Here is a 25,133-nt window from a genome sequence, read left to right as displayed (position 1 = left end):
GTCAGCGGCCCTCCTGTTGGGCGCCGATAGATGCATCCGCCAGGGCGTGCAGGGCAAAGCTGCGTGCGTAACCGGCCGGGTCGCTGCCATCCCAGACCTGGCCGTCGAGCAACTGGCTGCTGCGCATGTCGCTTGGTACCTCGATGCCGAGCGCCTCGGCGGCCTGGCGGTAGAGGTCGAGTTGTTGCACCTGGCGGGCAATCACCAGGTAGTCCGGGTCTTCGCGCAGCAGGCCCCAGCGGCGGAACTGGGTCATAAACCACATGCCGTCGGATAGGTAGGGCTGGTTGACCGCGCCGCCTGCGTGAAAACGCAGTGGATGGGCGTCTTGCCACGCGTGGCCGAGACCGTCCTGATATTGGCCGAGAAAGCGCGGCTGGATCGCCGACAGCGGCGCATCGACATACTCGCTACCGCTGAGCAGTTGCGCCGTGCTGCGCTGGTTTTCCTCGCTTTCATCGATAAACCGGCTGGCTTCCAGCACCGCCATGATCAGGGCGCGGGCGCTGTTGGGGTGCTGTTCGGCAAACTCGCGGGTACAACCCAGAACTTTTTCCGGATGGTCGGGCCAGATCGCCTGGCTTGTGGTCAAGGTGCAGCCCATCTGTTCATCCACTGCCTGGGCACTCCAGGGCTCACCAACGCAGAAGCCGTCGATACGCCGGGCCTTAAGGTGGGCGAGCATCTGTGGTGGTGGAACGACGACGCTGTCGACATCATTTAGCGGGTGGATGCCTTGGCTGGCCAGCCAGTAGTTCAGCCACATGGCGTGGGTGCCGGTGGGGAAGGTCTGGGCGAAGGTCAGTTTGGCGCCAGACTGGTGCGCGCGTTGCGCCAATGCGCTGCCAGTGCTCACACCAGCAGCTTGCAAAGCGGGCGACAGGTTGATGCTCTGACCATTCTGATTCAGGCCCATCAGCACCGCCATGTCGGTAGCTGGCGCCCCGCCAAGACCCAGCTGCACGCCATAAATCAAACCGTAGAGGCAGTGGGCGGCATCTAACTCGCCGCTCAGCAGCTTATCGCGCAAGGTGGCCCAGGATGCCTGGCGTTGCAGGTTGAGGGTCAAACCATGCTTCTCAGCAAAGCCCTGGGTGGCGGCCACGATGACCGATGCGGCGTCTGTGAGGGCCATAAAGCCGATATTCAGTACCGGTTTTTCCGGTGTATCGCTGCGGCTGATGTCGTGCTCATTCATGGTGCGTTTCCTGTGCCCACACAAAAAGGTGCCGTGTCAAACGCCGACTTCAGTCTGCGATCGGAACGACACCATTGTCTATTTGAGCCATTTCCGCCGTTGGAAAGGCCTGATGACTTAAGCCAGAGCAAGGTATATGCCATCTGCCTGCAAGCGGGTACGATGGGAAATAAAAAGCCCCGCACTAGGCGGGGCTTTCTTGTTGCGGGTAACGCTTAGACCTGAACAGCAGGGATCTGGGCGTTTGCAGCAGCTTCACGGAACTCGGCGATCTGGTCGAAGCTCAGGTAGCGGTAAACGTCCGCAGCCATGGTGTCGATTTTCTTCGCGTAGTCCATGTACTCCTCAACAGTCGGCAGTTTACCGGTGATGGCCGCAACAGCCGCCAGCTCGGCCGAAGCCAGGTAGACGTTGGCACCATCGCCCAGACGGTTGGGGAAGTTACGGGTGGAGGTCGAAACCACGGTGGAGTTCGCCTCAACGCGTGCCTGGTTACCCATGCACAGCGAGCAGCCCGGCATTTCCATGCGCGCGCCAGCTGTGCCGTAGATACCGTAGTAGCCTTCTTCGGTAAGCTGATGCTGGTCCATCTTGGTCGGCGGCGACAGCCACAGGCGAGTCGGCAGGGTGCCTTCGACTTTTTCCAGCAACTTACCGGCAGCGCGGAAGTGACCGATGTTGGTCATGCACGAACCGATAAACACTTCGTCGATCTTCTCGCCTTGAACGGAGGACAGCAGACGAGCATCATCCGGGTCGTTCGGTGCGCAGAGAACCGGCTCGTTGATGTCGGCCAGGTCGATTTCGATGATTTCGGCGTACTCGGCGTCCTTGTCGGCTTCCATCAGCTTCGGATCGGCCAACCAGGCTTCCATCGCTTGAGCGCGACGTTCCATGGTGCGGGCATCGCCGTAGCCTTCGCTGATCATCCAGCGCAGCAGGGTGATGTTCGAACGCAGGTACTCGGCAATCGCCTTTTCCGGCAGCTTGATGGTGCAACCTGCAGCGGAACGCTCGGCCGAGGCGTCGGACAGCTCGAAAGCCTGTTCAACGGTCAGCTCGTCCAGACCTTCGATCTCAAGGATGCGGCCGGAGAAGATGTTCTTCTTGCCTTTCTTCTCGACGGTCAGCAGACCTTTCTGGATGGCCACGTAAGGGATGGCATGCACCAGGTCACGCAGGGTGATGCCTGGTTGCAGTTTGCCCTTGAAGCGCACCAGTACCGACTCCGGCATGTCCAGCGGCATAACGCCAGTGGCAGCGGCGAAGGCAACCAGACCGGAACCGGCCGGGAAGGAGATGCCGATCGGGAAGCGGGTGTGCGAGTCACCACCGGTACCGACGGTATCCGGCAGCAGCATGCGGTTCAGCCAGCTGTGGATGATGCCGTCGCCAGGACGCAGGGACACGCCGCCACGGGTGCGGATGAAATCCGGCAGGGTGTGGTGGGTGGTGACGTCGATTGGCTTTGGATACGCCGCGGTGTGGCAGAACGACTGCATCACCAGGTCAGCGGAGAAGCCCAGGCACGCCAGGTCTTTCAGCTCGTCGCGGGTCATCGGGCCAGTGGTGTCCTGGGAGCCGACGGTGGTCATCTTCGGTTCGCAGTAGGTGCCAGGGCGCACGCCTTTGCCTTCTGGCAGGCCGCACGCCTTGCCGACCATCTTCTGCGCCAGGGTGAAACCCTTGGTGCTGGCAGCCGGTGGCTCAGGCAGCTTGAACAGGTCGGTTGGGCCCAGGCCCAGTTCGGCACGGGCTTTCTCGGTCAGACCGCGACCGATGATCAGCGGGATACGGCCGCCAGCGCGGACTTCGTCGAGCAGTACCGGGGTCTTCATTTCGAAGGTGGCCAGTACTTCGTCGGTGCCGTGCTTGCAGACTTTGCCAGCATGCGGGTACAGGTCGATCACGTCGCCCATGTGCATGTTGGAAACGTCGAATTCGATTGGCAGAGCGCCGGCATCTTCCATGGTGTTGTAGAAGATCGGTGCAATCTTGCTGCCGAAGCAGAAGCCACCTGCGCGCTTGTTTGGCACGTTAGGGATGTCGTCGCCGAAGAACCACAGCACCGAGTTGGTGGCGGATTTACGCGAGGAACCGGTACCGACTACGTCACCGACGTAGGCAATCGGGAAACCTTGGCCGCGCATGGCTTCGATCTGCTTCATCGGGCCGGTTACGCCTTGCTCGTCCGGCACGATGCCGTCACGGGCCATTTTCAGCATGGCCAGGGCGTGCAGCGGGATATCCGGACGCGACCAGGCATCTGGAGCTGGGGACAGGTCGTCGGTGTTGGTTTCGCCGGTGACCTTGAATACGCGCAGGCTGATCTTGTCGGCCAGGGTCGGGCGGTTCTTGAACCACTCGCCGTCAGCCCAGGATTGCAGTACGCCTTTGGCGTGAACGTTGCTGTTCTTGGCTTTTTCAGCGACGTCGTGGAAGGCGTCGAACATCAGCAGGGTGTGCTTCAGTTGCTCGGCAGTCACGGCAGCCAGTTCGCTGTCGTCGAGCAGCTCAACCAGGGTGGCGATGTTGTAACCGCCTTGCATGGTGCCGAGCAGTTCAACAGCGTGTTGCTTGCTGATCAGTGGGGAAGTGACTTCGCCTTTGGCAAGGGCAGAGAGGAAACCGGCCTTGACGTAGGCAGCTTCGTCGACGCCTGGCGGCACGCGGTTGGTGATCAGGTCGAGAAGAACAGCTTCTTCGCCGGCTGGCGGGTTTTTCAGCAGCTCGATCAGGCCTGCGGTTTGTTCGGCGTTCAGCGGCTGGGGCACGATACCCTGAGCGGCACGCTCTGCTACATGTTTGCGATAGGCTTCAAGCACAGTTATTACCCTCATCAGTGGTCCCAAAGGGTTGTCCGGGACGCGATCCAGAAAGCAACAAACCAGGCGCTTCGTGGCTTTATGGGCCGCTCAGCCGAGGTTGCGCTGCTTTCTTGCAGAAGCTGTTTTCAAAGTTTTACGCCGGCAGGACGGGCTGGATGAGGGCTGGTGCAGACACTTGAAGGGTGGTTCAAGGGTCGGCACCAACATCGAACCTGCAGGATTGACTGTGCTCGTGACGCTTTGAAAACAGCTTCCAACGGACGTTGCTGCCTCTAAAAGGCCGGCCAATTCTACTGGAAAGCTTTGATAAAGTTAAGCCAAAGGCCCTGTTTATCTGGGGGTGATCTGCCTTAGACAAAGGGCTAAGATGCCGCCTTATCCGCCAGTACCCATGCCTTTCGTTATGTCCAACCAACGTATCAAAACCCCTTGTGTCGGCCTGTGCTCCACTGTTTACGGTGATCTGGTCTGCCGTGGCTGTAAGCGCTTCCACCATGAGGTGATCAACTGGAACGGCTATAACGATGAGGAAAAGCGTGCCGTTTGGCTGCGCCTGGAGGTGCTGTTGGTGCAGGTGATGGCGGCTAAGCTGGAGGTTTTCGATGCTGATCGTCTGCGAATGCAGCTGGAGCAGCGCAAGATCCGTTTTGTCCCGCAACAGTCACCGTATTGCTGGGCCTATCAACTGATCGCCCGTGGCGCACGAGTGATCAGTCAGTTGGAGGCCTATGGCATGGTGCTGCTGCCAGAGTTTCGCAGCTGGGGCCTGCCGGAGCTGCGCGATGCGATTGATCGCGAGTTCTTTCTGCTGTCCGAGGCGCATTACGAGCGCTACATCGCGCCGCGTTTTCTGCTTGAAGGACTTGAGATAAGAGTCTGAAGCCATCTTCAAACGAAAAAGCCGCCTGTTCAGGCGGCTTTTTCGTTACGCGGCAGAAGGGTTAGCGCTGGGCGACCAGCTCTTCCAGGTGGGTGATGATGTCATCTGGCTTGAGTACCAGAATGTCGCTTTCCAGCGAGTCGAGAATTACCTCGGCGGTATTGCCGATCAGTGCGCCGGAAATCCCGGTACGCGCCACAGTGCCGATCACCGTCACGCCAGCATTGAGTCGATGCGCCGTCTGAGGAATCAGCACATCGGCCGGGCCTTCAGCGATATGCAGACGCTCATCGCTGATCTCGTACTCGGCTTGAAACGCTTTGCATTGCTCGCGGTAGCGCGCTTCGATGGTTTCCTTGAGCTGGAAGGTTGGGTCGGCCGCCGAGAGCATGGGTGCCGGGTGAGCGCTGATTACATGCAGTTCGGCCTTGGCCAGGGCAGCAATATCAAAGCCATGGCTGACGATGCTGGTGTGCAGAGTGCGGTGTTCGCTGTCGGCATTCCCGACATCGACGGCCGCCAGGATCGCGGTGCCGGCCCAGGGTTTTTCGGTTTTTACCATCAGCACTGGTGCAGGGCAGTAGCGCAGCAGCTTCCAGTCATCGGGGGTGAGCAGGGCTTTTTTCAGTGGGTTGTCAGGGAAATGCTGCTTGATTACCAGCCCACAGCCTTCGGCCTGCTGCACGTTCACGATGGTCTGGTGTTGGCTTTCATCCCAGGCTTGTTGGCTGGAGGTGCTGAAACCTTCGCTGTTGAGCAAGCCAGTAAGGTCGCGCAGGTAGCCGGTGTGATCACTTTTCTTGTCGCATACCAACAGGTGCAGGTGCGATTGAGTGACGCCGGCAATCAGCTTGGCGCGTTTCAGGGCCAGGTCTTCCGTGTGATTGGGCTCCATCACCACCAGAATGCTGCGAATAGCTTGCATGATCATCTCCATGTGCAGTCGGTTGTACTGTTTATCACTATAGATCGCTGCCACTGGCTTGCTGCTTGACCGGCGTCAATCGAGTGGCTGTTCGCGTGTTCATTCGTATAATGGCGGCCCTGCAGCCGCACTGCTCAAGCCAAGCCCGCCCATTTTTGTGAATTTATGTATCTGTCAGCCCAAACCGATCATTTGCTGCGTTGCACCATCGTTCAGTCCGGGTATAGCCCGATGTTGAGTGTGCACCGATGAACCTGCCGGAAATCCACGAGTTTCTCGGTTGCCGCACACCAGATGCCTGGATCACCGCTGCCTTGGCCGATCAGCAGACCTTGCTGATTGACCACAAGAACTGCGAATTCAAGGCCGCCAGCACGGCGCTGAGTCTGATGGCCAAGTACAGCACCTACGTTGATCTGCTCAACGCCATGTCGCGCCTGGCCCGTGAGGAGCTGGTGCACCATGAACAGGTGCTGCGCATCATGAAACGCCGCAAAATCGGCCTGCGCCCGGTGTCGGCGGCGCGCTACGCCTCAGGCTTACGTAAGGTGGTGCGTACCCATGAGCCGCACAAACTGGTGGATACCCTGGTGGTCGGTGCGTTTGTCGAGGCGCGCAGCTGTGAGCGTTTCGAGGCCTTGGTGCCGCATCTGGATGAAGAACTGGGCAAGTTCTACTTCGGTTTGCTGAAAAGCGAAGCGCGGCATTTTCAGAATTACCTGAAGCTGGCTTATCAGTATGGCGAGGCGCGTGACGTTGATCAGGCCATCGAACGGGTGAGGGCGGCGGAGCGCGAACTGATCGAGTCGCCAGACACTGAGTTTCGCTTTCACAGCGGTGTGCCGCCGCTCTAAAATAAAATAGCGCCCAATTGGGCGCTTTTTTGTAGGTGAGTGTGTGGTGCTTACTGCTGCACTTTCAGGTCTAGCGCCAGGTCGCGTGCCGCCTTGGTGGCCAGTACGCCCATCAGCTGGCCGATTTCATCCTGGCGGCTGCTGGTGCCATCGCTACCGCCGCCCATCATCACACTCGGCACCGGTGCCTGAGCAGCAGCTTCGGCCCAGACCTTGTTGATCGCGATCAGCGCATCAAGCTTAGGTTGTAGCGCTCCGTCCGCCTTGATCACGGCTTCACGGGCATGGGCTTCGGCGTCGGCGGTGATTTTCGTTGCGTCTGCAGTGATCGCTGCTTTATCACGCAGCAGTTCGGCGGTCTGTTTTTCGATCTCGGCGCGGCCTTTCTCACGCTCGGCGTTGATGATCGCCAGCTGCTTCTCGGTTTCTGCCTGGGTGGTACGTTCGATCTGGTCGCGCAGGGTTTCCTGGCGGCGCGCTTCCACTTCCTTTTCACCGCGGGCGGTCACCAGCAGCTTCTCTTCTTCTTCCTTCAGGCGGTTCTGCCGCGCGACGGCCAGCTCAGCCAGGGCTTGCTGCACCTTGACCATGCGCTGTTTGTACTGAGGGTTGGGGTCGACGTTGGTGATGCGCGCTTCAACCACTTCCACGCCGTATTTGCGGAATTGCTGCTGCTTGCGTACCGGGATGCCTTTGCTGTCCATGACCTTTTCGGTGACGAACTGGCTGACGTTGTTGTCGCCGAACGCGCCTTGCTCGGTACCAGCTTGCAGAATCGCGGTCTGGCTCGGTTGATGGCCGCGCGGGCCGCGAATTTCCTTGCGCTTGATCAGGTACAGGCCGTCATTGAGCTGGTTTTCAAACTCGGCGGCGAACTCGCTACGTGCACCGGCATAGAAGTCATCGGCGCTCATCAGCGAGGCGGTGGCTTGCAGGGTTTCCTTGATGGCCGGCACCAGCGCGGTTTTGATGAAGTTCTCCGGGTTGCGGTATTCCTGGGCGATTTTCAGGAACTGCTCGCCCGCCGGCAGGCGGAAGCGCGCGGAGGACTCGACCTTGGCGTCGACGTTGCCGAGAAACACGATAGGGAAGGCTTCGATAGTCGCGCCGAGCGAGTCGTTGTCGCTGCTGTCGTCGATGGCCAGGGCTTCGGTGAGCACCGACTGTACGCTCAGGGCCTTCTTCCAGGCGGTGGCGCGGCCGAACCATTTGGTGGCGTAGCCAACGTCGTCGACCACTTTCTCTTCGCCGAAGATGGTCCGCACGTGGGTGGCAAAACCGGCTTCGTTATAGAAAAAAACACTGTTGAATGTAACAAAGCTCAGCGCTACGAGTGCGGCGGGGGCAATGGCGTATTTTAAGAGCTGTACCTTGTTGATCAGCATGATCGGTCCCTGATGGCGTTTTGAGGTCGCCGATGCTGATGATCGGCGAATAATCCGTCAAGGGGGGCCGTTTAGCGCTTTGTGCGCGCCGTCAAAGTTTCAGGCAGGAGCCAGTTCGAAGGCGCTTTGTTGCAGTCCCTGGCAGTCAACTTGCAACGCCCAGCCCTGTTTATCCCAGTCGCCAAGCACAATGCGTTGCGCTACCTGGCCGTTGACTTGTAGCGAGTGTGTAGCAGGGCGGTGGGTATGGCCGTGAATCAGGGAGCACACACGGTGGGCGGCCATGATGCGCGGTACTTCATCCGTGGTGACGTCGACAATATCGCCGGCTTTCATCCGCGTTTGCGTGCGGCTTTCATTGCGCAGTTTGCGCGCCAGTTTTTGCCGGGTTTTGAGCGGCAAGTTGCGCAGGATAAACAGCGAAATGGGGTTGCGCAGCCAACGGCGCAACTTCATGTAGCCGATGTCCTGAGTGCACAGGCTGTCGCCATGCATCAGTAATGTCCGCTCACCGTTAAGCTCGATCACGCACGGGTCGGGAAGCAGGGTGCAACCAGCTTCTTGGCAGAAGGTCTTGCCGATCAGGAAATCACGATTGCCATGCATCAGGTAAATACGTGTGCCGCGCTCGCTAAGGCTGCGCAATGCTTGGGCAATCGAGCGTTGAAAAGGCGTGATGGCGTCGTCGCCGATCCACACTTCAAAGAAGTCGCCGAGGATATACAGGGCGTCAGCGTGAACTGCACGGGTTTCGAGAAAGTGCAGAAACGCCCGGCTGATATCCGGGCGCGCCTGTTCAAGATGCAGATCGGAGATCAGTAGAATCACTCAACGATCTCGGCGCGCTCGATGATCACGTCATCAACCGGTACATCCTGGTGGCCAGACTTGCTGGTGGTTGCAACGGCCTTGATGGCGTTGACCACGTCCATGCCTTCAACCACTTCACCGAACACCGCATAGCCCCAGCCTTGTACGGTCGGCGCGCTGTGGTTGAGGAAGCTGTTGTCGCCCACGTTGATAAAGAACTGCGCAGAGGCCGAATGCGGCTCCATGGTACGGGCCATAGCTACGGTGCCGATCTTGTTGGCGACGCCGTTGTTGGCTTCGTTCTTGATCGGGGCGCGGGTGGTTTTTTGTTTCATGCCCGGCTCGAAACCGCCGCCTTGAATCATGAAGTTGCTGATTACGCGGTGGAACACCGTGTTGTCGTAGTGGCCTTCCGAGACGTACTGCTTGAAGTTGGCCACAGTTTCCGGGGCTTTGTCTTCGAACAGGTTAAGGGTGATAACGCCGTGGTTGGTGTGCAGCTTGATCATGTAGGTAATCGCTCTGTCGATAAATCCGTGAGCCGCTGAATTTCCAGCAAAGGGCATTGCAGCGGTTCTTGGGCCTGTCAGGGGGTTGACAGCTTCGGCTATGATAAGCGCTTTGTATAAGCCGGCCTACCCTGAGAGCCTGTCCACAACCTGCTGCGCGTTGGCTAAACGGCGTTGAAAACTACCTCGGAATGCTCATTTACAGTCGTAAACTCCGCTTCCTCGGCTATTTTCGCCACCGATTAGCTCTAGCTCGCAAGGTTGTGAACAGGCTCTAAATCGTGCCCCGCACTCGCCAAGGACCCCATGAGCAAGCCAGAAATTGTCGCCGCCGCTAACTTTCTTCGTCCCATCGTCCAGGCTGACTTGGATGCCGGCAAGCACGCGAAGATCATTACCCGTTTTCCGCCGGAGCCTAATGGCTACCTGCATATTGGCCACGCCAAGTCGATCTGTCTGAACTTCGGCCTGGCCAAGGAGTTTGGTGGCGAGTGCAACCTGCGCTTTGATGACACCAACCCCGCCAAGGAAGACCAGGAGTACATCGACGCGATCAAGAGCGACGTGCAGTGGCTGGGTTTTCAGTGGGCGGGCGAGGAGCGTTATGCCTCCAATTATTTCGACCAGCTGCATGCCTGGGCCATCGAGCTGATCAAGGCGGGCAAAGCCTTCGTCTGTGACCTGAACGCCGAAGAGATGCGTGCCTACCGCGGCAATCTTACCGAGCCGGGCAAGAACAGCCCGTTCCGTGAGCGCAGCGTTGAGGAAAACCTTGATCTGTTCGCGCGTATGAAAGCCGGCGAATTCGCTGATGGCGTTCGTTCGCTGCGTGCGAAAATCGATATGGCCTCGCCGAACATCAACCTGCGCGACCCGATCCTCTATCGCATTCGTCATGCTCACCACCACCAGACGGGTGACAAGTGGTGCATCTACCCGAGCTATGACTTCACCCACGGTCAGTCGGACGCCATCGAAGGCATCACCCACTCGATCTGTACCCTGGAGTTCGAAGACCACCGTCCGCTGTACGAGTGGTTCCTGGCGCAGCTGCCAGTGCCGGCGCAGCCGCGTCAGTACGAGTTCGCTCGCCTGAACCTCAACTACACGATTACCAGCAAGCGCAAGCTCAAGCAGCTGGTTGACGAAAACCACGTCAATGGTTGGGACGACCCGCGCATGTCGACCCTGTCGGGCTTCCGCCGTCGCGGCTATACCCCGGCGTCGATCCGCGCCTTCTGCGATATGATTGGCGTCAACCGCGCTGGCGGCGTGGTGGATATTGGCATGCTGGAATTCGCTATTCGTGATGACCTGGACGCCAATGCCGCACGCGCCATGTGCGTGCTCAAGCCGCTGAAAGTGGTGATCAGCAATTACCCGGAAGGGAAGAAGGAAAACCTGGAACTGGCGCGCCATCCCAAGCAGGACATGGGCGTACGCGTGCTGCCGTTCAGTCGCGAAATCTACATCGATGCCAGCGACTTCGAAGAAGTCCCGCCGGCCGGCTTCAAACGCCTGATCCCAGGCGGTGAAGTGCGTCTGCGTGGCAGCTACGTGATTCGCGCCGATGAGGCGATCAAGGATGCCGAGGGCAATATCGTTGAACTGCGCTGCAGCTACGACGAAAACACCCTGGGCAAGAACCCTGAAGGTCGCAAGGTCAAGGGCGTGATTCACTGGGTGCCGGCCGCTGAAAGCGTTGAGTGTGAAGTGCGCCTGTATGACCGCCTGTTCCGTTCCGCCAACCCGGAGAAGGACGAAGAGGGTGGCAGCTTCCTCGACAACATCAACCCGGATTCGCTGGTGGTGCTCAAGGGCTGTCGCGCTGAGCCATCCCTGGCTGAGGCTGCCCCGGAAGAGCGCTTTCAGTTCGAGCGCGAAGGCTACTTCTGCGCGGATATGAAGGACAGCAAACCGGGTGCGCCAGTGTTTAACCGTACCGTAACGCTGCGTGACTCCTGGGCCTAAGGCCCAGTCGCTCTGATTAGAACCGGGCCGGTACGCTGGCCCGCGGTTTCCAAGGAACTGCAATGCTCTCGATCTACAACACGCTGACCAAAAGCAAAGACGTCTTCAAACCGCTGGTGGGTAACCAGGTGCGCATGTATGTGTGCGGCATGACGGTTTACGACTTCTGTCATATCGGTCATGCGCGGGTGATGGTGGCGTTCGATGTGGTGACTCGCTGGCTGCGCCACCGTGGCTATGACGTGACCTACGTGCGCAATATCACCGACATCGACGACAAGATCATCAAGCGTGCCAACGAGAACGGCGAGCCGTTTGAAGCGCTGGTCGAGCGCATGATCGCCGCTATGCACGAAGACGAGGCACGCCTGAATGTGCTGCGCCCGGATCAGGAACCACGTGCTACTGGGCATATCGCCGGTATGCACCAGATGATCCAGACCCTGATCGACAAGGGTTTTGCCTACGCGCCCGGCAATGGTGACGTGTACTACCGCGTCACCAAGTTCGAAACCTACGGCAAGCTGTCGCGCCGCAAGATCGATGAGCTGAAGATCGGTGCGCGCATTGAAGTGGACGAAATCAAAGAAGATCCGCTGGATTTCGTCCTATGGAAAGGCGTCAAACCCGGCGAGCCGAGCTGGGAGTCGCCTTGGGGTGCCGGTCGTCCGGGCTGGCATATCGAGTGCTCGGTGATGTCGACCTGCTGCCTGGGTGAGACCTTCGATATTCATGGCGGCGGCCCGGATCTGGTGTTCCCGCACCACGAAAACGAGATCGCGCAGAGCGAAGCGGCCACCGGCAAGCTCTACGCCAACGCTTGGATGCACGCCGGCGCGGTGCGTGTGGACGGCGAGAAGATGTCCAAGTCCCTGGGCAACTTCTTCACCATTCGCGAAGTGCTGGAGAAGTATCACCCGGAAGTGGTGCGCTACCTGCTGGTGTCCAGCCATTACCGCAGCCCGATCAACTACTCAGAAGACAGCCTGCGTGAAGCCAAAGGCGCCCTGGAACGTTTCTATAACGCACTCAAGGGCCTGCCTGTTGCTGCCCCGGCTGGTGGCGAAGCCTTTGTTGAGCGTTTTGCGGCGGCCATGGATGACGACTTCAACTCGCCGGAAGCCTGCGCTGTGTTGTTCGAACTGGCGCGTGAGATCAACCGCCTGCGCGAAAGCGATGTGCAGGCTGCTGCTGGGCTGGCTGCGCGCTTGAAGGGCCTGGCTGGGGTGCTCGGCGTGTTGCAGCTGGAGCCTGAAGCCTTCCTCCAGGCTGGCGCTGCAGGCAAGGTCGATGCTGCTGAAGTTGAAGCCTTGATTGCCGCACGTCTGCAGGCCCGTGCCGAGAAGAACTGGGGCGAGTCTGACCGCATTCGCGACCAGCTCACCGCCATGGGCGTGGTGCTGGAAGACGGCAAGGGTGGCACTACCTGGCGTTTGGCGGAGTAAGGCAGGTGTTGGATTAAACAGGCCGCTTTCGAGCGGCTTGTTTATTTGCGGCTATGGAAATAGAGGGAAGACTCAATGCACGCCAGTCGTCTATCGCGAACCTTGGTTACGTTTCTGCTCTGGGTGGCGGCCTTGTATGTGTTGCTCTGCGTTGCTTTGCTGGTGTTCCAGCGTTCGCTTATCTACTTCCCACAGCCCCGCGCTATCGATAACCCCAACACGCTGCTGAAGCTGTCCATGGAAGATGCCGAGGTGCTGGTTTCTACCCGGCTACTCGAGGGGCGCAATGCCCTGATCTATTTCGGCGGCAACGGCGAGGATGTCTCCCTCAATCTGCCCGAATTTTCCCAGGCTTTCAGCGACCATGCGCTCTACCTGCTGCATTACCGAGGTTACGGCGGAAGCAGCGGCTCGCTCACAGAAGAGGCTATTCAAACCGATGCGCTTGCTCTGTTCGACCAGGTTTATGCCCAGCACCCCTGCACTGTGGTGGTGGGGCGCAGTTTGGGCTCGGGTGTGGCAGTGCGCCTTGCCAGTCAGCGGCCGGCAGCCCATTTGGTTCTGATTACGCCTTACAACAGCATCCAGGAGCTGGCGCAGAGCCGTTTCCCTTATATCCCCGTGCAGTGGCTGCTTAAGGATAAATTCGAGTCCTGGCAGTACGCCCAGCAGATTCGTGTGCCAACACTGTTGATCGCGGCGGAGTGGGATCAGGTCATTCCTCGCGTCAGCACCGATGCGCTTTTCAGCCATTTCACCCCGGGTGTGGCTGCGCTCAAGGTTATTCCGGCAGCGGGACATAACTCGTTATCGCAACGCCCGGAATACTTGGAGCTGCTTAAGGGCGCGTTGTGTAAGGGCTAAGGCGGTGCTGGCTTGGCCTTGTTTGATCTATGCGCGTGAGAGTGTGAGCAGACTCATAGTGATCACGTGAACCGTTAGGCCGCAGGGCTAAGTTCCACAGTCAGTTCCATAGGCCCGGCAGGCGGGCGTACTGCAGTGGGGTACCGAGAGCACGTCTTGATGCAGCACGTTGCAGAGTGTCGCGTTGGGCACAGAGCGGTTGCTTGTCGGTGGCCAGGCTCACATCTTCTGCCACATCCGGAAGAGCCTGCAGGTACTTCTGCATATGCCGTGCGGTGTAGGGGTTGAGGTCGTGGAAGGTCACGAAGGCTGGCACAGGCTGGGTGTTACAAAGGCTACGACGTGCTCTAGCGCGACGTCAGCCCTGATTCCCGTAAGCGTTTGTACAGCGTGTTGCGGCTGACCCCTAGGCTGCGCGCCAGGTGCGAGATATTGCCGCCGCAGGCCTGGTACTGGCTGGCCAGATCATCAGCGCTGTTGCTCACCAGCGGTTGCGGCTGGGTGGCGGCTGTTGGCGCAGCAGCTGGCTGCAAGTCGGCAAAGAAATCATCCGGCAAGTGTTCTGCACGGATCTGCTGATCCTCCGCCATGGCCAGGGCAATCTGCAGGACGCTGCTCAGCTGGCGCAGATTGCCAGGCCATGGGTGACGCTCGAACAGGCTCAGTACCTCCTGGCTGAGTCCCGCCCATTGCTGTGGCTCGCGGTGGTAATCCCAGATGCGTTGGACCATGGCGGCCTTGTCGGTGCGTTCACGCAGCGGCGGCAGCTCGAGGTTGAGGCCGCTAATGCGGTAGTAGAGGTCCTGGCGAAATAGCCCACTTTCCACATCTTGGCGCAGCGGGCGGTTGGTGGCAGAAATCAGGCGGATATCCACCGGGTACAGCTCACTGCTGCCCAACGGCTGTACGCAGCGCTCCTGCAATACTCGCAGCAAGCGGGCCTGCACCCGCAGCGGCATATCGCCGACTTCGTCGAGAAACAACGTGCCTTTGTCGGCCTTGCGGATCAGGCCGATGCTGCCTTTCTGATTGGCCCCGGTAAATGCGCCTTTTTCATAACCAAACAGCTCGGACTCCACCAGCTCGGCGGGAATGGCCGCGCAGTTGACTGCGATAAATGCCTGGCTGGCACGCGAGCTGGCGTGGTGCAGGGCTTTGACGAAAACCTCCTTGCCGACGCCAGTTTCGCCATGCACCAGGATCGGGATGTTCTTTTCCAGTAACCGCTCGGCCTGACGCACGGCTTTATCGACACGCGGGTCGCCGAGGTTGAGCGAGGCGAGGGCGAAGGAGGTGCACGTGGCGTTGGCAGGCGGCTGCTGGGTTTGGCGAAAGTCGCGGGCCTGGATTGGCGAGGGTTGCTGTGGGCGTTTGATCTGAGCATGAAAGCGAAAACGCCCGCTGGCGCGCAGGTTGAACGGCAGCGCCTCGGGCTGGTTGAGCAGTTGCTGCAGCGGTACGTCGAACAGGCTTTCGATATTCACCCGGGTCAGGCCCACGCCGAGCAGGCTGTCGGCACGGCGATTGGCGGAAACCACCTGGCCTTGCTCATCAAAAATCAGCAACCCAGCCCAGGGGCTGCTGAGGTTGTCCAGGCTGGTATTGAAACTCAGCTGGAAGTATCGCTGCTGGAACAGGTTGAGGATCAGGCGGTTTTCCACCGACTGGCTCATCATCTTGACCATGCCTAGAGTGTGCGAGGGCGGCAGGTAGCTGTCGCTGGACACATCCAGCACCGCGATCATCTGCCGTTGTTCATCAAAAATCGGCGAGGCCGAGCCGGTCATAAAGCGGTTGGCTTTGAGGAAGTGCTCATCGTGCTGAATGTGGACGGCCTGGGAGCAACTCAGGGCGGTGCCGATGGCATTGGTACCGGTATAGCGCTCCAGCCAGGTGGCTCCAGCGACAAAGCCGGCGGCGCGGCTCGGTTCGATAAAGCGTTGGTCACCCCAGGATTGCAGCACCTGGCCCTGATGGTCGGCCAGCATGATCAGGCAATTGGAATTGGCCAGGATGGTGCCGTAGTAAGGCAGCACTTCCTTGTGGGTGGTGTGCACCAGAGCGTGTTGGCTTTCCAGCAGGGCGTTGACTTCGCCGCGTTCGGGCTGGTTGAAGATAGGTGTGCTCTGGTGGGTCAGGCCGTAGTCACGGCAACGTGTCCAGGAGTCCTGGATGATGGTCTCGTGAGGCAGGGCAGTGACAGCGTCAGCCATGACAGGTCTCTCGCGCGGGTTCTTGTTGTTATGGGCCACGGTCTGCGCCGGGCCTGTGCAGTGTCGCCGAAGGCTGTTCAATGTCAACGCTGTAACTGTTCAGTTGTTCACTGTGCACTGTTCAAAACTGTTCAGTGCTGTCTCCGTGTGTTGTTTAACTTTGGTGGTAGTTGTTTTAAATCAATGGCTTATTTTTGCTTTGAAGGGTTGGCACGGAACTCGCCTTGTAGCTGGGTAGATAACAAGAAAAAGGACGGCCCATGTCACTTACCCTGGAGCATGTCACGCGGATCGTTGATCACCAGCTGTATATCGACGATGCCTGCCTGAGCTTCGAACCTGGCTCCTTCAATGTGCTGCTGGGGCGCACGCTGTCTGGCAAGACCAGCCTGATGCGCCTGATGGCGGGCCTGGATAAACCCACGAGCGGACGCATTCTGATGAGTGGCGCCGATATGACCCAGGTGCCGGTGCGCCAGCGCAACGTGTCGATGGTCTATCAGCAGTTCATCAATTATCCGACCCTTACGGTGTTCGAGAACATCGCCTCGCCGCTGCGCCAGGCCGGTGTGAGTAAGGCGTTGATTGAAGAGAAAGTGCATGCCACGGCGCAGATGCTGCGCATTGATGGTTTGCTCAAGCGCTACCCGCTGGAACTGTCCGGCGGCCAGCAGCAGCGCACGGCGATGGCGCGGGCGCTGGTCAAGGACGCTTCCTTGATTCTGTTCGATGAGCCGCTGGTCAACCTCGACTACAAGCTGCGTGAAGAGCTGCGCCAGGAGATGCGCGAGCTGTTCCAGGCTCGCCACACTATCGCCATCTATGCCACCACCGAGCCCAATGAGGCGCTGGCCCTGGGTGGCACCACCACCATCCTGCATGAGGGGCGGGTGGTGCAGAGCGGCAAGACCGTCGAGGTCTATCACCGTCCGCAGCAGGTGTTGGCCGCCGAGCTGTTCTCGGAACCGGCGATCAACCTGATGCCGGGGCGCGTCAGCGGCACCGAAGTAAGTTTTGCCGATACCGTGCATTTCCCGCTCAACCCGGACCTGCAAGGTATCGCCGAAGGTGAGTATCGTTTCGGCGTACGTCCCAGTCATATCGGTCTAGTGCCGTCTAACGACGATGATCTGGAGCTGGCGGTGACGGTCGAGCTGGCCGAGATCAGCGGTTCGGAAACCTTCCTGCATGTGCGCAACGAGCAGTTCGTGCTGGTACTGCATCTGCCTGGGGTGCATGAATACGACGTGGATAGCGCGATTCTTATTTATATCCCGACCCATAAATTGTTTGTCTTTTCCGCGGATGGGCAGCTGATTCAGGCGCCAAGCCGGCGTCTGGGGAGGGTTGCCTGATGGCCGAGATCCGTTTGCTCAATCTGGCCCACAGTTACAGTCGCACGCCGACTGGCGCGGCCGATTACGCCATTCGCGAGATGAATCATGTGTGGGGGCAGGGCGGCGCCTATGCGCTGCTGGGGCCATCCGGCTGTGGCAAGTCGACCCTGCTCAACATCATTTCCGGGCTGCTCAGCCCTTCGCACGGCGAAGTGCAGTTTGATGGCAAGGTGGTCAACGCGCTGCCGCCCGAGCAGCGCAATATCGCCCAGGTTTTCCAGTTTCCGGTGGTCTACGACACCATGACGGTGTTCGACAACCTGGCCTTCCCCTTGCGTAATCAGGGCATGAGTGAGGCGAAGATCCTCACCAAGGTCAACGAAATTGCCGAGGTACTGGAGCTGCACCCGTTGCTGCACAAGCGCGCCAGCAACCTGACTGCCGACGAAAAGCAGAAGGTTTCCATGGGCCGCGGCCTGGTGCGCGATGATGTCTCGGCGATCCTGTTCGACGAGCCATTGACGGTGATCGATCCGCATCTCAAGTGGAAGCTACGACGCAAGCTCAAGCAGATTCACGAGCAGTTCAATATCACCATGGTCTACGTCACCCACGACCAGCTCGAAGCCTCGACCTTCGCCGACAAGATCGCGGTGATGTATGGCGGTCAGATTGTCCAGTTCGGCACGCCGCGTGAGTTGTTCGAGCGCCCCAGCCATACCTTTGTCGGCTACTTCATTGGTAGCCCGGGGATGAACCTGATTGATGTGCTGCCTTATGCCGGCGGAGTGCGTTTCAACAACACCGTGCTGCCGTTATCGGCAGCGCTCAATCGACGCCTGGCCGAATTCCCAGGGGCCAAGCTGAAAATCGGTATCCGCCCGGAGTTCATCCACGTCTGGGATGGCCCAAACGAAGATGCGCTGTGTGGCGAGGTGGTGCATGTTGAAGACCTCGGCACCTATAAAATTCTTACCCTCAAGCTCGATGGCCAGTCACTCAAGGTCCGCCTGCAGGAAGATCAGCCCGTGCCGCAGCAGCAGGTATACCTGAGCTTCCCGACGCAGTGGTTGATGCTTTACGCCGATGATTTTCTGGTTGAGGCGCAAGCGCTGGAGGTGCAGCCATGAAGGTGCAGAACAACAAGGCTTGGTGGCTGGTGCTGCCGGTATTTCTGCTGGTGGCGTTCAGCGCCATCGTGCCGATGATGACGGTGGTCAATTACTCGGTGCAGGACATCTTCGACCACTCCACCCGTTATTTCGTCGGGGTCGATTGGTACAAGCAGGTACTGCAGGACACCCGCCTGCATGACTCGCTGCTACGCCAGTTCATCTTCTCCGCGTGTGTACTGCTGATCGAAATTCCTTTAGGGATTGCCATCGCCCTGTGCATGCCGACCAAGGGTCGCATGGCCTCGCTGGTACTGATCGTGCTGGCGATTCCGCTGCTGATTCCGTGGAGCGTGGTTGGCACCATCTGGCAGATATTTGGCCGTGCCGACATTGGCCTGCTTGGCTGGACCCTAAATAGCCTGGGCATCAGCTACAACTATGCCTCCAATACCAGCGACGCCTGGGTCACTGTGCTGATCATGGACGTCTGGCACTGGACCTCTTTGGTGGCATTGCTGTGCTATTCGGGCCTGCGCGCCATTCCTGATGTGTATTACCAGGCCGCGCGTATCGACCGTGCATCTGACTGGGCGGTGTTCCGCCATATCCAGCTGCCCAAGTTGAAGAGCGTGCTGCTGATCGCGGTGATGCTGCGTTTTATGGACAGCTTCATGATCTACACCGAGCCCTTTGTGCTCACTGGCGGCGGGCCGGGAAACGCCACTACTTTCCTCAGTCAGACCTTGACGCAAATGGCCATCGGCCAGTTCGACCTGGGCCCAGCGGCGGCGTTTTCGCTGGTGTACTTCCTGATCATCCTGTTGGTGTCCTGGCTGTTCTACACCGCCATGACCCACAACGATAAGACTCGCTGAGGCCGACCATGACCCTACGCAAGAAGGTGGTACTGGGGCTGTATGTCCTGTTCCTGCTGGTGCCGATCTACTGGCTGCTGAACATGTCGTTCAAGAGCAATACCGAGATCCTCGGTGGCCTGACGCTCTGGCCGCATGCGTTCACCCTGGAAAACTACAAGGTGATCTTCACCGACCCGAGCTGGTACGAGGGCTATCTAAACTCGCTGTATTACGTGTGTCTGAACACGATGATCTCGCTGACGGTGGCATTGCCGGCGGCCTATGCGTTTTCACGCTACCGTTTCCTCGGCGACAAGCACCTGTTCTTCTGGCTGCTGACTAACCGCATGGCGCCACCGGCGGTATTTCTGCTGCCGTTCTTTCAGCTGTATTCGTCCATCGGCTTGTTCGATACGCATATTGCCGTGGCACTGGCGCACTGCCTATTTAACGTGCCGCTGGCGGTGTGGATTCTTGAAGGATTTATGTCAGGAGTGCCGAAGGAAATCGACGAAACCGCCTATATCGACGGCTACAGTTTTCCAAAATTCTTCGTGAAGATTTTTATCCCGCTGATCGGCTCGGGCATCGGCGTCACCGCGTTCTTCTGCTTCATGTTTTCCTGGGTCGAGCTGCTGCTGGCGCGCACCCTGACCTCGGTGGATGCCAAACCGATTGCCGCAGTAATGACCCGCACCGTGTCGGCGTCGGGGATCGATTGGGGCGTGCTGGCGGCGGCGGGGGTGTTGACCATATTGCCGGGCATGCTGGTGATCTGGTTTGTGCGTAACCATGTGGCCAAGGGCTTTGCCCTGGGCCGGGTATAGGAGCAGCGACTATGGATTGGATGGCCTGGACTCTGCCGACGGCGTTGTTTTTCGGCTTTATCGGCATGCTGCTGGTCGGCATGACGATCTGGGAACTGCGTTCGCCCTGTATCGAGCGCAAAGGCTTGTTGCCGATCAGTACCACGCGTGGTGATCGGTTGTTTATCGGTCTGCTTGGAAGTGCCTACCTGCACCTGCTGGTGGTGGGCGCGACCGATTGGAGTGTCTGGATAGCCTCGGTGCTGTCCCTGTTCTGGTTGTTTGCAGTGATGCGTTGGGGCTAATTCGGGCTGCCTTGGATACGCCAGCTTGTTGGGCGCGGCCATGACCCGTTTGCCTCATTCCAAACCCTGAGATGGAGGTCTCTATGTTCGACAATAACAACAAAACTCGACATAGCATGGCGCTGGCTGCCCTGCTGACGTTGTCCGGCTTGAGCGGCGCAGCCTGGGCTGATGCCTACGAAGAAGCGGCAAAGAAGTGGATCGGTGAGGAGTTCAACCCCTCGACCCTGACGCCTGAGCAGCAGCTGGCTGAATTGCAGTGGTTTATCAAAGCGGCCGAGCCGTTCCGTGGCATGAGCATCAGTGTGGCTTCGGAAACCATTGCCACTCATGAATATGAATCCAAGGTTCTGGCCAAGGCCTTCAGTGAAATCACCGGTATCAACCTTAAGCACGACCTGATGCAGGAGGGTGATGTAGTCGAAAAGCTGCAAACTCAGATGCAGTCGGACAAGAACATCTATGACGGCTATATCAACGACTCGGACCTGATTGGTACGCACTTTCGCTACGGTAAGGCGGTGGCGATCAGCGACATGATGGAGGGCGAGGGCAAGGCGGTAACATCGCCGACCCTGGATCTCGAAGACTTTATTGGCCTGTCGTTTACGACCGGGCCTGATGGCAAGCTGTATCAGCTGCCCGACCAGCAGTTCGCCAACCTCTATTGGTTCCGCGCTGACTGGTTCGAGCGCCCGGAACTGAAGGCCAAGTTCAAAGAAATTTACGGCTATGAGTTAGGCGTGCCGGTTAACTGGTCGGCCTATGAAGACATCGCCGAATTCTTCTCTGAGAAGGTCAAGGAAATCGATGGCCAGCGCATCTATGGCCATATGGATTACGGCAAGAAGGCCCCGTCCCTGGGTTGGCGCTTTACCGATGCCTGGTTCTCCATGGCGGGTGGCGGCGACAAGGGCCTGCCTAACGGCTTGCCGGTGGATGAGTGGGGCATTCGCGTCGACGGTTGCCGTCCGGTGGGTTCCAGCGTTGCCCGTGGCGGCGATACCAACGGCCCGGCGGCGGTGTATGCCACCACCAAGTATGTCGACTGGATGCGCAAATACGCGCCGCCAGAAGCGCAGGGCATGACCTTCTCTGAGTCTGGTCCGGTTCCAGCACAGGGCAGCATTGCTCAGCAGATTTTCTGGTACACCGCCTTCACTGCCGACATGACCAAAGCTGGTTTGCCAGTGGTCAACGAAGATGGCACGCCGAAATGGCGTATGGCGCCGTCACCTAAAGGCCCGTATTGGGAAGAGGGCATGAAGCTGGGTTATCAGGACACTGGTTCCTGGACTTTCCTCAAGTCCACCCCAGAGAAACAGCGCCTGGCAGCCTGGCTGTATGCGCAGTTTGTTACCTCAAAAACCGTTTCGCTGAAGAAGACTCTGGTTGGCCTGACGCCGATTCGTGAGTCGGATATCAACTCGCAAGCCATGACCGACGTCGCGCCGAAACTGGGCGGCCTGGTGGAGTTCTATCGCAGCCCTGCTCGCGTGCAGTGGACTCCAACCGGTACCAATGTGCCGGACTACCCGCGTCTGGCTCAGCTGTGGTGGCAGTTTATTGCTGAAGCAGCCAGCGGTGATAAAACACCACAAGAGGCGCTGGATGGCCTTGCTGCTGCACAGGACACCATGATGGCTCGTCTGGAGCGTTCTGGCGTGCTCGGTGAGTGTGGCCCGAAACTCAATGAACCACGTGATCCGCAATACTGGCTGGATCAGCCGGGTGCACCGAAGCCCAAGCTGGCCAACGAGAAGCCTCAGGGTGAAACCATCAACTACAACGAACTGCTGAAGTCCTGGGAGCAAGCCCGCGAATAAGCGTAGTGGCTTGAGCTCGGCATAAAAAAACGGCACCTACAGGTGCCGTTTTTTATTTCTGTCAGCGCTGCACTCAGTCGTGCAGGTGCTCGGCGGCATGCAGGGTGTTTTCCAGCAGGCAGGCGCGGGTCATCGGGCCAACGCCGCCTGGCACTGGGGTAATCCAGCCAGCGCGGGGCAGGGCGGTTTCATACACTACATCGCCAATCAGCTTGCCGTCGGTTTGGCGGTTGATGCCAACGTCAATGACGATGGCGCCGGGCTTGACCCACTCGCCATGCACCAGGCCAGGCTTACCGGCCGCGACTACGACGATATCGGCCTGGCCGACATGCATCGGTAGGTCTTTGGTAAAACGGTGGGTGACGGTAACGGTGCAGCCGGCCAGCAGCAGCTCCATTGCCATCGGTCGGCCGACGATATTCGACGCGCCAACCACCACTGCGTGCATGCCATACAGGTCAACGCCCGTGCTTTGCAGCAGGGTCATGATGCCTTTCGGAGTGCAGGGGCGCAGCAATGGCATGCGCTGGGCCAGGCGGCCGATGTTGTAGGGATGGAAGCCATCAACGTCTTTATCCGGGCGGATGCGCTCCAGCAATAAAGAAGCGTCCAGATGTTCCGGCAGCGGCAGTTGTACCAGAATGCCGTCGATGCTCGGCTCGTCATTCAGGCGGTCGATCAATGCCATCAGCTCGTCTTGGCCAGTAGTGGCTGGCAGGTCATAGGCTTGTGAGACGAAGCCAACTTCTTCGCAGTCTTTGCGTTTGTGCGAAACGTAGACCTGAGACGCAGGGTCGCTACCGACGAGAATCACTGCCAGCCCGGGTGCGCGCAGGCCTTGCTGGCGTCGTTCGGCGACACGTTGGGCGATCTGCTGGCGCAGGCTGGCGGCAATTGCTTTGCCATCGATCAGTTGTGCGGTCATTGCGCTTGGTTAACCATAAAGAAAGGATGGAAAAAGGACGCGCATTCTCGCATGACCATGCTGTGGGGCAAAGGCGCACGCCGCGGTTTTCGCGTAACTCCTTTAAATGGCTGAATTTTTTTAACTTTTCCTGTTGACGACCTGAAACCGGCTCTATAACATTCGCCCCGCTTGTCGAGCACAGCCAGTCGCTGGGTAAGACGGCAAAGGTGGAAGCTGCAAAGTTTTTTCCGAAGCCGAAAGCTTTAAGTCTGCATTAGCAGATGGATAGGCGCCCGTAGCTCAGCTGGATAGAGCATCCGCCTTCTAAGCGGATGGTCGCAGGTTCGAGTCCTGCCGGGTGCGCCATTTGGCGGTCTTGGCTCAAGCAAAATGCAATATGGTGGGCGTAGCTCAGTTGGTAGAGCGCAGGATTGTGACTCCTGTTGTCGTGGGTTCGATCCCCATCGTCCACCCCATATTCCAAGGCGCCAGGTTAAATCCTGGCGTTTTTGTATAAAGCTTTACCACGCGGACGTGGTGGAATTGGTAGACACACTGGATTTAGGTTCCAGCGCCGCAAGGCGTGAGAGTTCGAGTCTCTCCGTCCGCACCATCTTTTAGAGCTTCCTCCCGTTTGCTGCCTGCATCTAGGGTGACTTCTGCATATTGACCCTCTAGAATGCATGCCCTTAATTAGGGCCCGGTAAACGGCCGGCTTATGTGTGCAACGAGGATTATCCATGCAAGTTTCTGTTGAAAACACTTCTGCTCTCGAGCGCCGCATGACCGTTGGTGTCTCTGTTGAGCGCATCGAAACTGAAGTCAACAAGCGTCTGCAACAGACTGCCCGCCGTGCCAAAGTTCCTGGTTTCCGTCCTGGCAAAGTGCCAATGAGCGTGATCCGTCAGCGTTATGAAGATGCTGCTCGTCAGGAAGCTCTGGGTGATCTGATCCAATCCACTTTCTACGAAGCCGTTGTTGAGCAGAAGCTCAATCCAGCTGGCGCTCCGGCCGTTGAGCCGAAGTCGTTCGAGAAAGGCAAGGATCTGGAATACGTTGCGACCTTCGAAGTATTCCCTGAATTCACCGTTGGCGGGTTCGAGTCCATCGCCATCGAGCGCTTGCAGGCTGACGTGGCTGACGCTGACGTCGACAACATGCTGGAAATCCTGCGCAAGCAGAACACTCGTTTCGAAGCTGCCGAGCGCGCTGCTGAGAATGGCGACCAACTGAACATCGACTTTGTTGGCAAGATTGATGGCGAAGCCTTTGCGGGCGGTTCAGCCAAGGGTGCTCAGCTGGTTCTCGGTTCTGGCCGCATGATCCCAGGCTTTGAAGATGCACTGGTAGGCGCCAAGGCTGGCGAAGAGCGCGTAATCAGCCCGACTTTCCCAGCTGATTATCAGAACCTCGACCTGGCTGGCAAAACTGCCGAGTTCACCGTCACCGTCAACAGCATCGCGGCACCTCAGCTGCCTGAGCTGAATGATGATTTCTTTGCCCTGTTTGGCGTGAAAGAAGGCGGCCTGGAAGGCTTCCGCGCTGAAGTGCGCAAGAACATGGGGCGCGAGCTGCGCCAGGCCATCAAATCCAAGATTAAAAACCAGGTTATGGACGGTCTGCTGGCTGCTAACCCGATCGAAGTGCCGAAGGCGCTGATCAGCAATGAAGTGGACCGTCTGCGTGTGCAGGCCGTTCAGCAGTTCGGTGGCAACCTCAAGCCTGATCAGCTGCCAGCTGAGCTGTTCGAAGAACAAGCCAAGCGCCGCGTTGTGCTGGGTCTGGTTGTGGCTGAAGTGGTCAAGCAGTGCGAACTGAAGGCGGATGACGCACGTGTTCGCGAAATGATTCAGGAAATGGCTTCGGCTTACCAAGAGCCTGAGCAGGTTGTGGCCTGGTACTACAAAAACGACCAGCAGATGAACGAAGTGCGTTCGGTTGTACTGGAAGAGCAAGTTGTAGATACTGTTTTGCAGAAGGCTAACGTGACCGATAAAGCGGTCTCGTACGAAGAAGCTGTCAAGCCGGTAGAAGCACCACAAGCCGCCTGATTTCTTTACCTCGTTCGAATGCGTCATAAGCCAGCCGTCGTGCT

General features: G+C 58.6%; 21 protein-coding genes and 3 tRNA genes. 15 read left to right on the top strand and 9 right to left on the bottom strand.

Annotated features, from left to right (window positions below; all coding sequences use genetic code 11):
* Position 1: 1 nt before the first annotated feature.
* Together BLW24_RS21410 and acnB are read right to left on the bottom strand one after the other, a co-directional pair.
* Positions 2 to 1,198, bottom strand: coding sequence for a CmpA/NrtA family ABC transporter substrate-binding protein (locus tag BLW24_RS21410; protein WP_090386758.1), 1,197 nt, complete (start codon positions 1,196 to 1,198; stop codon positions 2 to 4).
* A gap of 215 nt (positions 1,199 to 1,413) precedes the next feature.
* On the bottom strand, positions 1,414 to 4,023 hold the full coding sequence (acnB, locus tag BLW24_RS21405; RefSeq protein ID WP_090386756.1) for a bifunctional aconitate hydratase 2/2-methylisocitrate dehydratase: 2,610 nt from the start codon (positions 4,021 to 4,023) through the stop codon (positions 1,414 to 1,416).
* A gap of 406 nt (positions 4,024 to 4,429) precedes the next feature.
* Here acnB and BLW24_RS21400 point away from each other — a divergent pair, with 406 nt between their 5' ends.
* Complete coding sequence (locus BLW24_RS21400; RefSeq protein ID WP_090386754.1) at positions 4,430 to 4,906, top strand: DUF1289 domain-containing protein; 477 nt, start codon at positions 4,430 to 4,432, stop codon at positions 4,904 to 4,906.
* Positions 4,907 to 4,967: 61 nt separating this feature from the next.
* On the opposite strand, the gene BLW24_RS21395 is transcribed toward BLW24_RS21400, so the two are convergent.
* Positions 4,968 to 5,831, bottom strand: coding sequence for a universal stress protein (locus BLW24_RS21395; protein ID WP_090387826.1), 864 nt, complete (start codon positions 5,829 to 5,831; stop codon positions 4,968 to 4,970).
* A 248-nt stretch (positions 5,832 to 6,079) separates the two neighbouring features.
* On the opposite strand from BLW24_RS21395, the gene BLW24_RS21390 reads away from it, so the two are divergent.
* Positions 6,080 to 6,685 carry a MiaE family protein gene (locus BLW24_RS21390; RefSeq protein WP_090386752.1) on the top strand — a complete coding sequence of 202 codons (606 nt, stop codon included), beginning with the start codon at positions 6,080 to 6,082 and terminating at the stop codon, positions 6,683 to 6,685.
* A gap of 50 nt (positions 6,686 to 6,735) precedes the next feature.
* Here BLW24_RS21390 and BLW24_RS21385 read toward each other — a convergent pair whose 3' ends face one another.
* From BLW24_RS21385 to BLW24_RS21375, 3 genes are all read right to left on the bottom strand, one after another.
* Complete coding sequence (locus BLW24_RS21385; RefSeq protein ID WP_090386749.1) at positions 6,736 to 8,070, bottom strand: SPFH domain-containing protein; 1,335 nt, start codon at positions 8,068 to 8,070, stop codon at positions 6,736 to 6,738.
* A 99-nt stretch (positions 8,071 to 8,169) separates the two neighbouring features.
* Complete coding sequence (lpxH, locus tag BLW24_RS21380; RefSeq protein WP_090386747.1) at positions 8,170 to 8,898, bottom strand: UDP-2,3-diacylglucosamine diphosphatase; 729 nt, start codon at positions 8,896 to 8,898, stop codon at positions 8,170 to 8,172.
* Positions 8,895 to 9,389 (bottom strand): peptidylprolyl isomerase, encoded by a 495-nt coding sequence (locus BLW24_RS21375; RefSeq protein ID WP_090386745.1) that lies wholly within the window; start codon positions 9,387 to 9,389, stop codon positions 8,895 to 8,897. The genes lpxH and BLW24_RS21375 overlap by 4 nt, the downstream gene beginning before the upstream one ends.
* A 306-nt stretch (positions 9,390 to 9,695) precedes the next feature.
* On the opposite strand from BLW24_RS21375, the gene BLW24_RS21370 reads away from it, so the two are divergent.
* The 3 genes from BLW24_RS21370 to BLW24_RS21360 all read left to right on the top strand — a co-directional run bounded on the left by BLW24_RS21370 (position 9,696) and on the right by BLW24_RS21360 (position 13,669).
* A complete protein-coding gene (locus tag BLW24_RS21370) occupies positions 9,696 to 11,360 on the top strand; it encodes a glutamine--tRNA ligase/YqeY domain fusion protein (RefSeq protein WP_090386742.1) in 1,665 nt (554 codons plus the stop codon).
* A gap of 62 nt (positions 11,361 to 11,422) precedes the next feature.
* Positions 11,423 to 12,805: a cysteine--tRNA ligase gene (cysS, locus tag BLW24_RS21365; RefSeq protein ID WP_090386740.1), complete on the top strand. Its 1,383-nt coding sequence runs from the start codon at positions 11,423 to 11,425 to the stop codon at positions 12,803 to 12,805.
* A 75-nt stretch (positions 12,806 to 12,880) separates the two neighbouring features.
* Positions 12,881 to 13,669: an alpha/beta hydrolase gene (locus BLW24_RS21360; RefSeq protein WP_090386738.1), complete on the top strand. Its 789-nt coding sequence runs from the start codon at positions 12,881 to 12,883 to the stop codon at positions 13,667 to 13,669.
* Between the two features lie 100 nt (positions 13,670 to 13,769).
* On the opposite strand, the gene BLW24_RS21355 is transcribed toward BLW24_RS21360, so the two are convergent.
* Entirely contained in the window at positions 13,770 to 13,985 is a 216-nt protein-coding gene (locus BLW24_RS21355) for a hypothetical protein (protein ID WP_090386736.1), read from the bottom strand.
* A gap of 31 nt (positions 13,986 to 14,016) precedes the next feature.
* Entirely contained in the window at positions 14,017 to 15,882 is a 1,866-nt protein-coding gene (locus tag BLW24_RS21350; RefSeq protein ID WP_090386734.1) for a sigma-54-dependent Fis family transcriptional regulator, read from the bottom strand.
* A gap of 260 nt (positions 15,883 to 16,142) precedes the next feature.
* Between BLW24_RS21350 and BLW24_RS21345 the strand changes: the two genes are divergently transcribed.
* The 6 genes from BLW24_RS21345 (at position 16,143) to BLW24_RS21320 (ending at position 22,128) form a co-directional block, all read left to right on the top strand.
* Entirely contained in the window at positions 16,143 to 17,237 is a 1,095-nt protein-coding gene (locus BLW24_RS21345) for an ABC transporter ATP-binding protein (RefSeq protein WP_090386731.1), read from the top strand.
* Complete coding sequence (locus BLW24_RS21340) at positions 17,237 to 18,349, top strand: ABC transporter ATP-binding protein (RefSeq protein ID WP_090386728.1); 1,113 nt, start codon at positions 17,237 to 17,239, stop codon at positions 18,347 to 18,349. Before BLW24_RS21345 ends, BLW24_RS21340 begins: the two co-directional genes overlap by 1 nt.
* Positions 18,346 to 19,209 carry a carbohydrate ABC transporter permease gene (locus tag BLW24_RS21335; protein ID WP_090386726.1) on the top strand — a complete coding sequence of 288 codons (864 nt, stop codon included), beginning with the start codon at positions 18,346 to 18,348 and terminating at the stop codon, positions 19,207 to 19,209. The genes BLW24_RS21340 and BLW24_RS21335 overlap by 4 nt, the downstream gene beginning before the upstream one ends.
* An 8-nt stretch (positions 19,210 to 19,217) precedes the next feature.
* A complete protein-coding gene (locus BLW24_RS21330; protein WP_090386724.1) occupies positions 19,218 to 20,018 on the top strand; it encodes a carbohydrate ABC transporter permease in 801 nt (266 codons plus the stop codon).
* Positions 20,019 to 20,029: 11 nt separating this feature from the next.
* Positions 20,030 to 20,302 (top strand): DUF2160 domain-containing protein, encoded by a 273-nt coding sequence (locus tag BLW24_RS21325; protein ID WP_090386722.1) that lies wholly within the window; start codon positions 20,030 to 20,032, stop codon positions 20,300 to 20,302.
* Between the two features lie 83 nt (positions 20,303 to 20,385).
* Positions 20,386 to 22,128: an ABC transporter substrate-binding protein gene (locus BLW24_RS21320; protein ID WP_090386720.1), complete on the top strand. Its 1,743-nt coding sequence runs from the start codon at positions 20,386 to 20,388 to the stop codon at positions 22,126 to 22,128.
* A 73-nt stretch (positions 22,129 to 22,201) separates the two neighbouring features.
* On the opposite strand, the gene folD is transcribed toward BLW24_RS21320, so the two are convergent.
* Positions 22,202 to 23,056, bottom strand: a complete 855-nt coding sequence (gene folD, locus BLW24_RS21315; protein ID WP_090386718.1) for a bifunctional methylenetetrahydrofolate dehydrogenase/methenyltetrahydrofolate cyclohydrolase FolD — start codon at positions 23,054 to 23,056, stop codon at positions 22,202 to 22,204.
* Between the two features lie 271 nt (positions 23,057 to 23,327).
* Here folD and BLW24_RS21310 point away from each other — a divergent pair.
* The 4 genes from BLW24_RS21310 (at position 23,328) to tig (ending at position 25,089) form a co-directional block, all read left to right on the top strand.
* Positions 23,328 to 23,404: transfer RNA gene (locus tag BLW24_RS21310), tRNA-Arg, on the top strand.
* 34 nt (positions 23,405 to 23,438) lie between these two features.
* A tRNA-His gene (locus tag BLW24_RS21305) sits at positions 23,439 to 23,514 on the top strand.
* Between the two features lie 52 nt (positions 23,515 to 23,566).
* Positions 23,567 to 23,651 (top strand) — tRNA-Leu (locus BLW24_RS21300).
* Between the two features lie 127 nt (positions 23,652 to 23,778).
* Positions 23,779 to 25,089, top strand: coding sequence for a trigger factor (tig, locus tag BLW24_RS21295; RefSeq protein ID WP_090386716.1), 1,311 nt, complete (start codon positions 23,779 to 23,781; stop codon positions 25,087 to 25,089).
* The last annotated feature ends 44 nt before the right edge of the window (positions 25,090 to 25,133 follow it).

The sequence above is a fragment of the Pseudomonas anguilliseptica genome (assembly GCF_900105355.1).
Lineage (GTDB): Bacteria > Pseudomonadota > Gammaproteobacteria > Pseudomonadales > Pseudomonadaceae > Aquipseudomonas > Aquipseudomonas anguilliseptica.
Note: the sequence above shows the minus strand (reverse complement) of the source record. Positions and strands in the feature narration are given on the sequence as shown.

Bases quoted from the DNA above. Each gene is read 5' to 3' on its own strand.
- BLW24_RS21410 (WP_090386758.1), bottom strand. From the start codon at position 1,198: ATGAATGAGCACGACATCAGCCGCAGCGATACACCGGAAAAACCGGTA.
- BLW24_RS21400 (WP_090386754.1), top strand. From the start codon at position 4,430: ATGTCCAACCAACGTATCAAAACCCCTTGTGTCGGCCTGTGCTCCACT.
- BLW24_RS21395 (WP_090387826.1), bottom strand. From the start codon at position 5,831: ATGCAAGCTATTCGCAGCATTCTGGTGGTGATGGAGCCCAATCACACG.
- BLW24_RS21390 (WP_090386752.1), top strand. From the start codon at position 6,080: ATGAACCTGCCGGAAATCCACGAGTTTCTCGGTTGCCGCACACCAGAT.
- BLW24_RS21385 (WP_090386749.1), bottom strand. From the start codon at position 8,070: ATGCTGATCAACAAGGTACAGCTCTTAAAATACGCCATTGCCCCCGCC.
- BLW24_RS21375 (WP_090386745.1), bottom strand. From the start codon at position 9,389: ATGATCAAGCTGCACACCAACCACGGCGTTATCACCCTTAACCTGTTC.
- BLW24_RS21370 (WP_090386742.1), top strand. From the start codon at position 9,696: ATGAGCAAGCCAGAAATTGTCGCCGCCGCTAACTTTCTTCGTCCCATC.
- cysS (WP_090386740.1), top strand. From the start codon at position 11,423: ATGCTCTCGATCTACAACACGCTGACCAAAAGCAAAGACGTCTTCAAA.
- BLW24_RS21360 (WP_090386738.1), top strand. From the start codon at position 12,881: ATGCACGCCAGTCGTCTATCGCGAACCTTGGTTACGTTTCTGCTCTGG.
- BLW24_RS21350 (WP_090386734.1), bottom strand. From the start codon at position 15,882: ATGGCTGACGCTGTCACTGCCCTGCCTCACGAGACCATCATCCAGGAC.
- BLW24_RS21345 (WP_090386731.1), top strand. From the start codon at position 16,143: ATGTCACTTACCCTGGAGCATGTCACGCGGATCGTTGATCACCAGCTG.
- BLW24_RS21340 (WP_090386728.1), top strand. From the start codon at position 17,237: ATGGCCGAGATCCGTTTGCTCAATCTGGCCCACAGTTACAGTCGCACG.
- BLW24_RS21335 (WP_090386726.1), top strand. From the start codon at position 18,346: ATGAAGGTGCAGAACAACAAGGCTTGGTGGCTGGTGCTGCCGGTATTT.
- BLW24_RS21330 (WP_090386724.1), top strand. From the start codon at position 19,218: ATGACCCTACGCAAGAAGGTGGTACTGGGGCTGTATGTCCTGTTCCTG.
- BLW24_RS21325 (WP_090386722.1), top strand. From the start codon at position 20,030: ATGGATTGGATGGCCTGGACTCTGCCGACGGCGTTGTTTTTCGGCTTT.
- BLW24_RS21320 (WP_090386720.1), top strand. From the start codon at position 20,386: ATGTTCGACAATAACAACAAAACTCGACATAGCATGGCGCTGGCTGCC.
- folD (WP_090386718.1), bottom strand. From the start codon at position 23,056: ATGACCGCACAACTGATCGATGGCAAAGCAATTGCCGCCAGCCTGCGC.
- tig (WP_090386716.1), top strand. From the start codon at position 23,779: ATGCAAGTTTCTGTTGAAAACACTTCTGCTCTCGAGCGCCGCATGACC.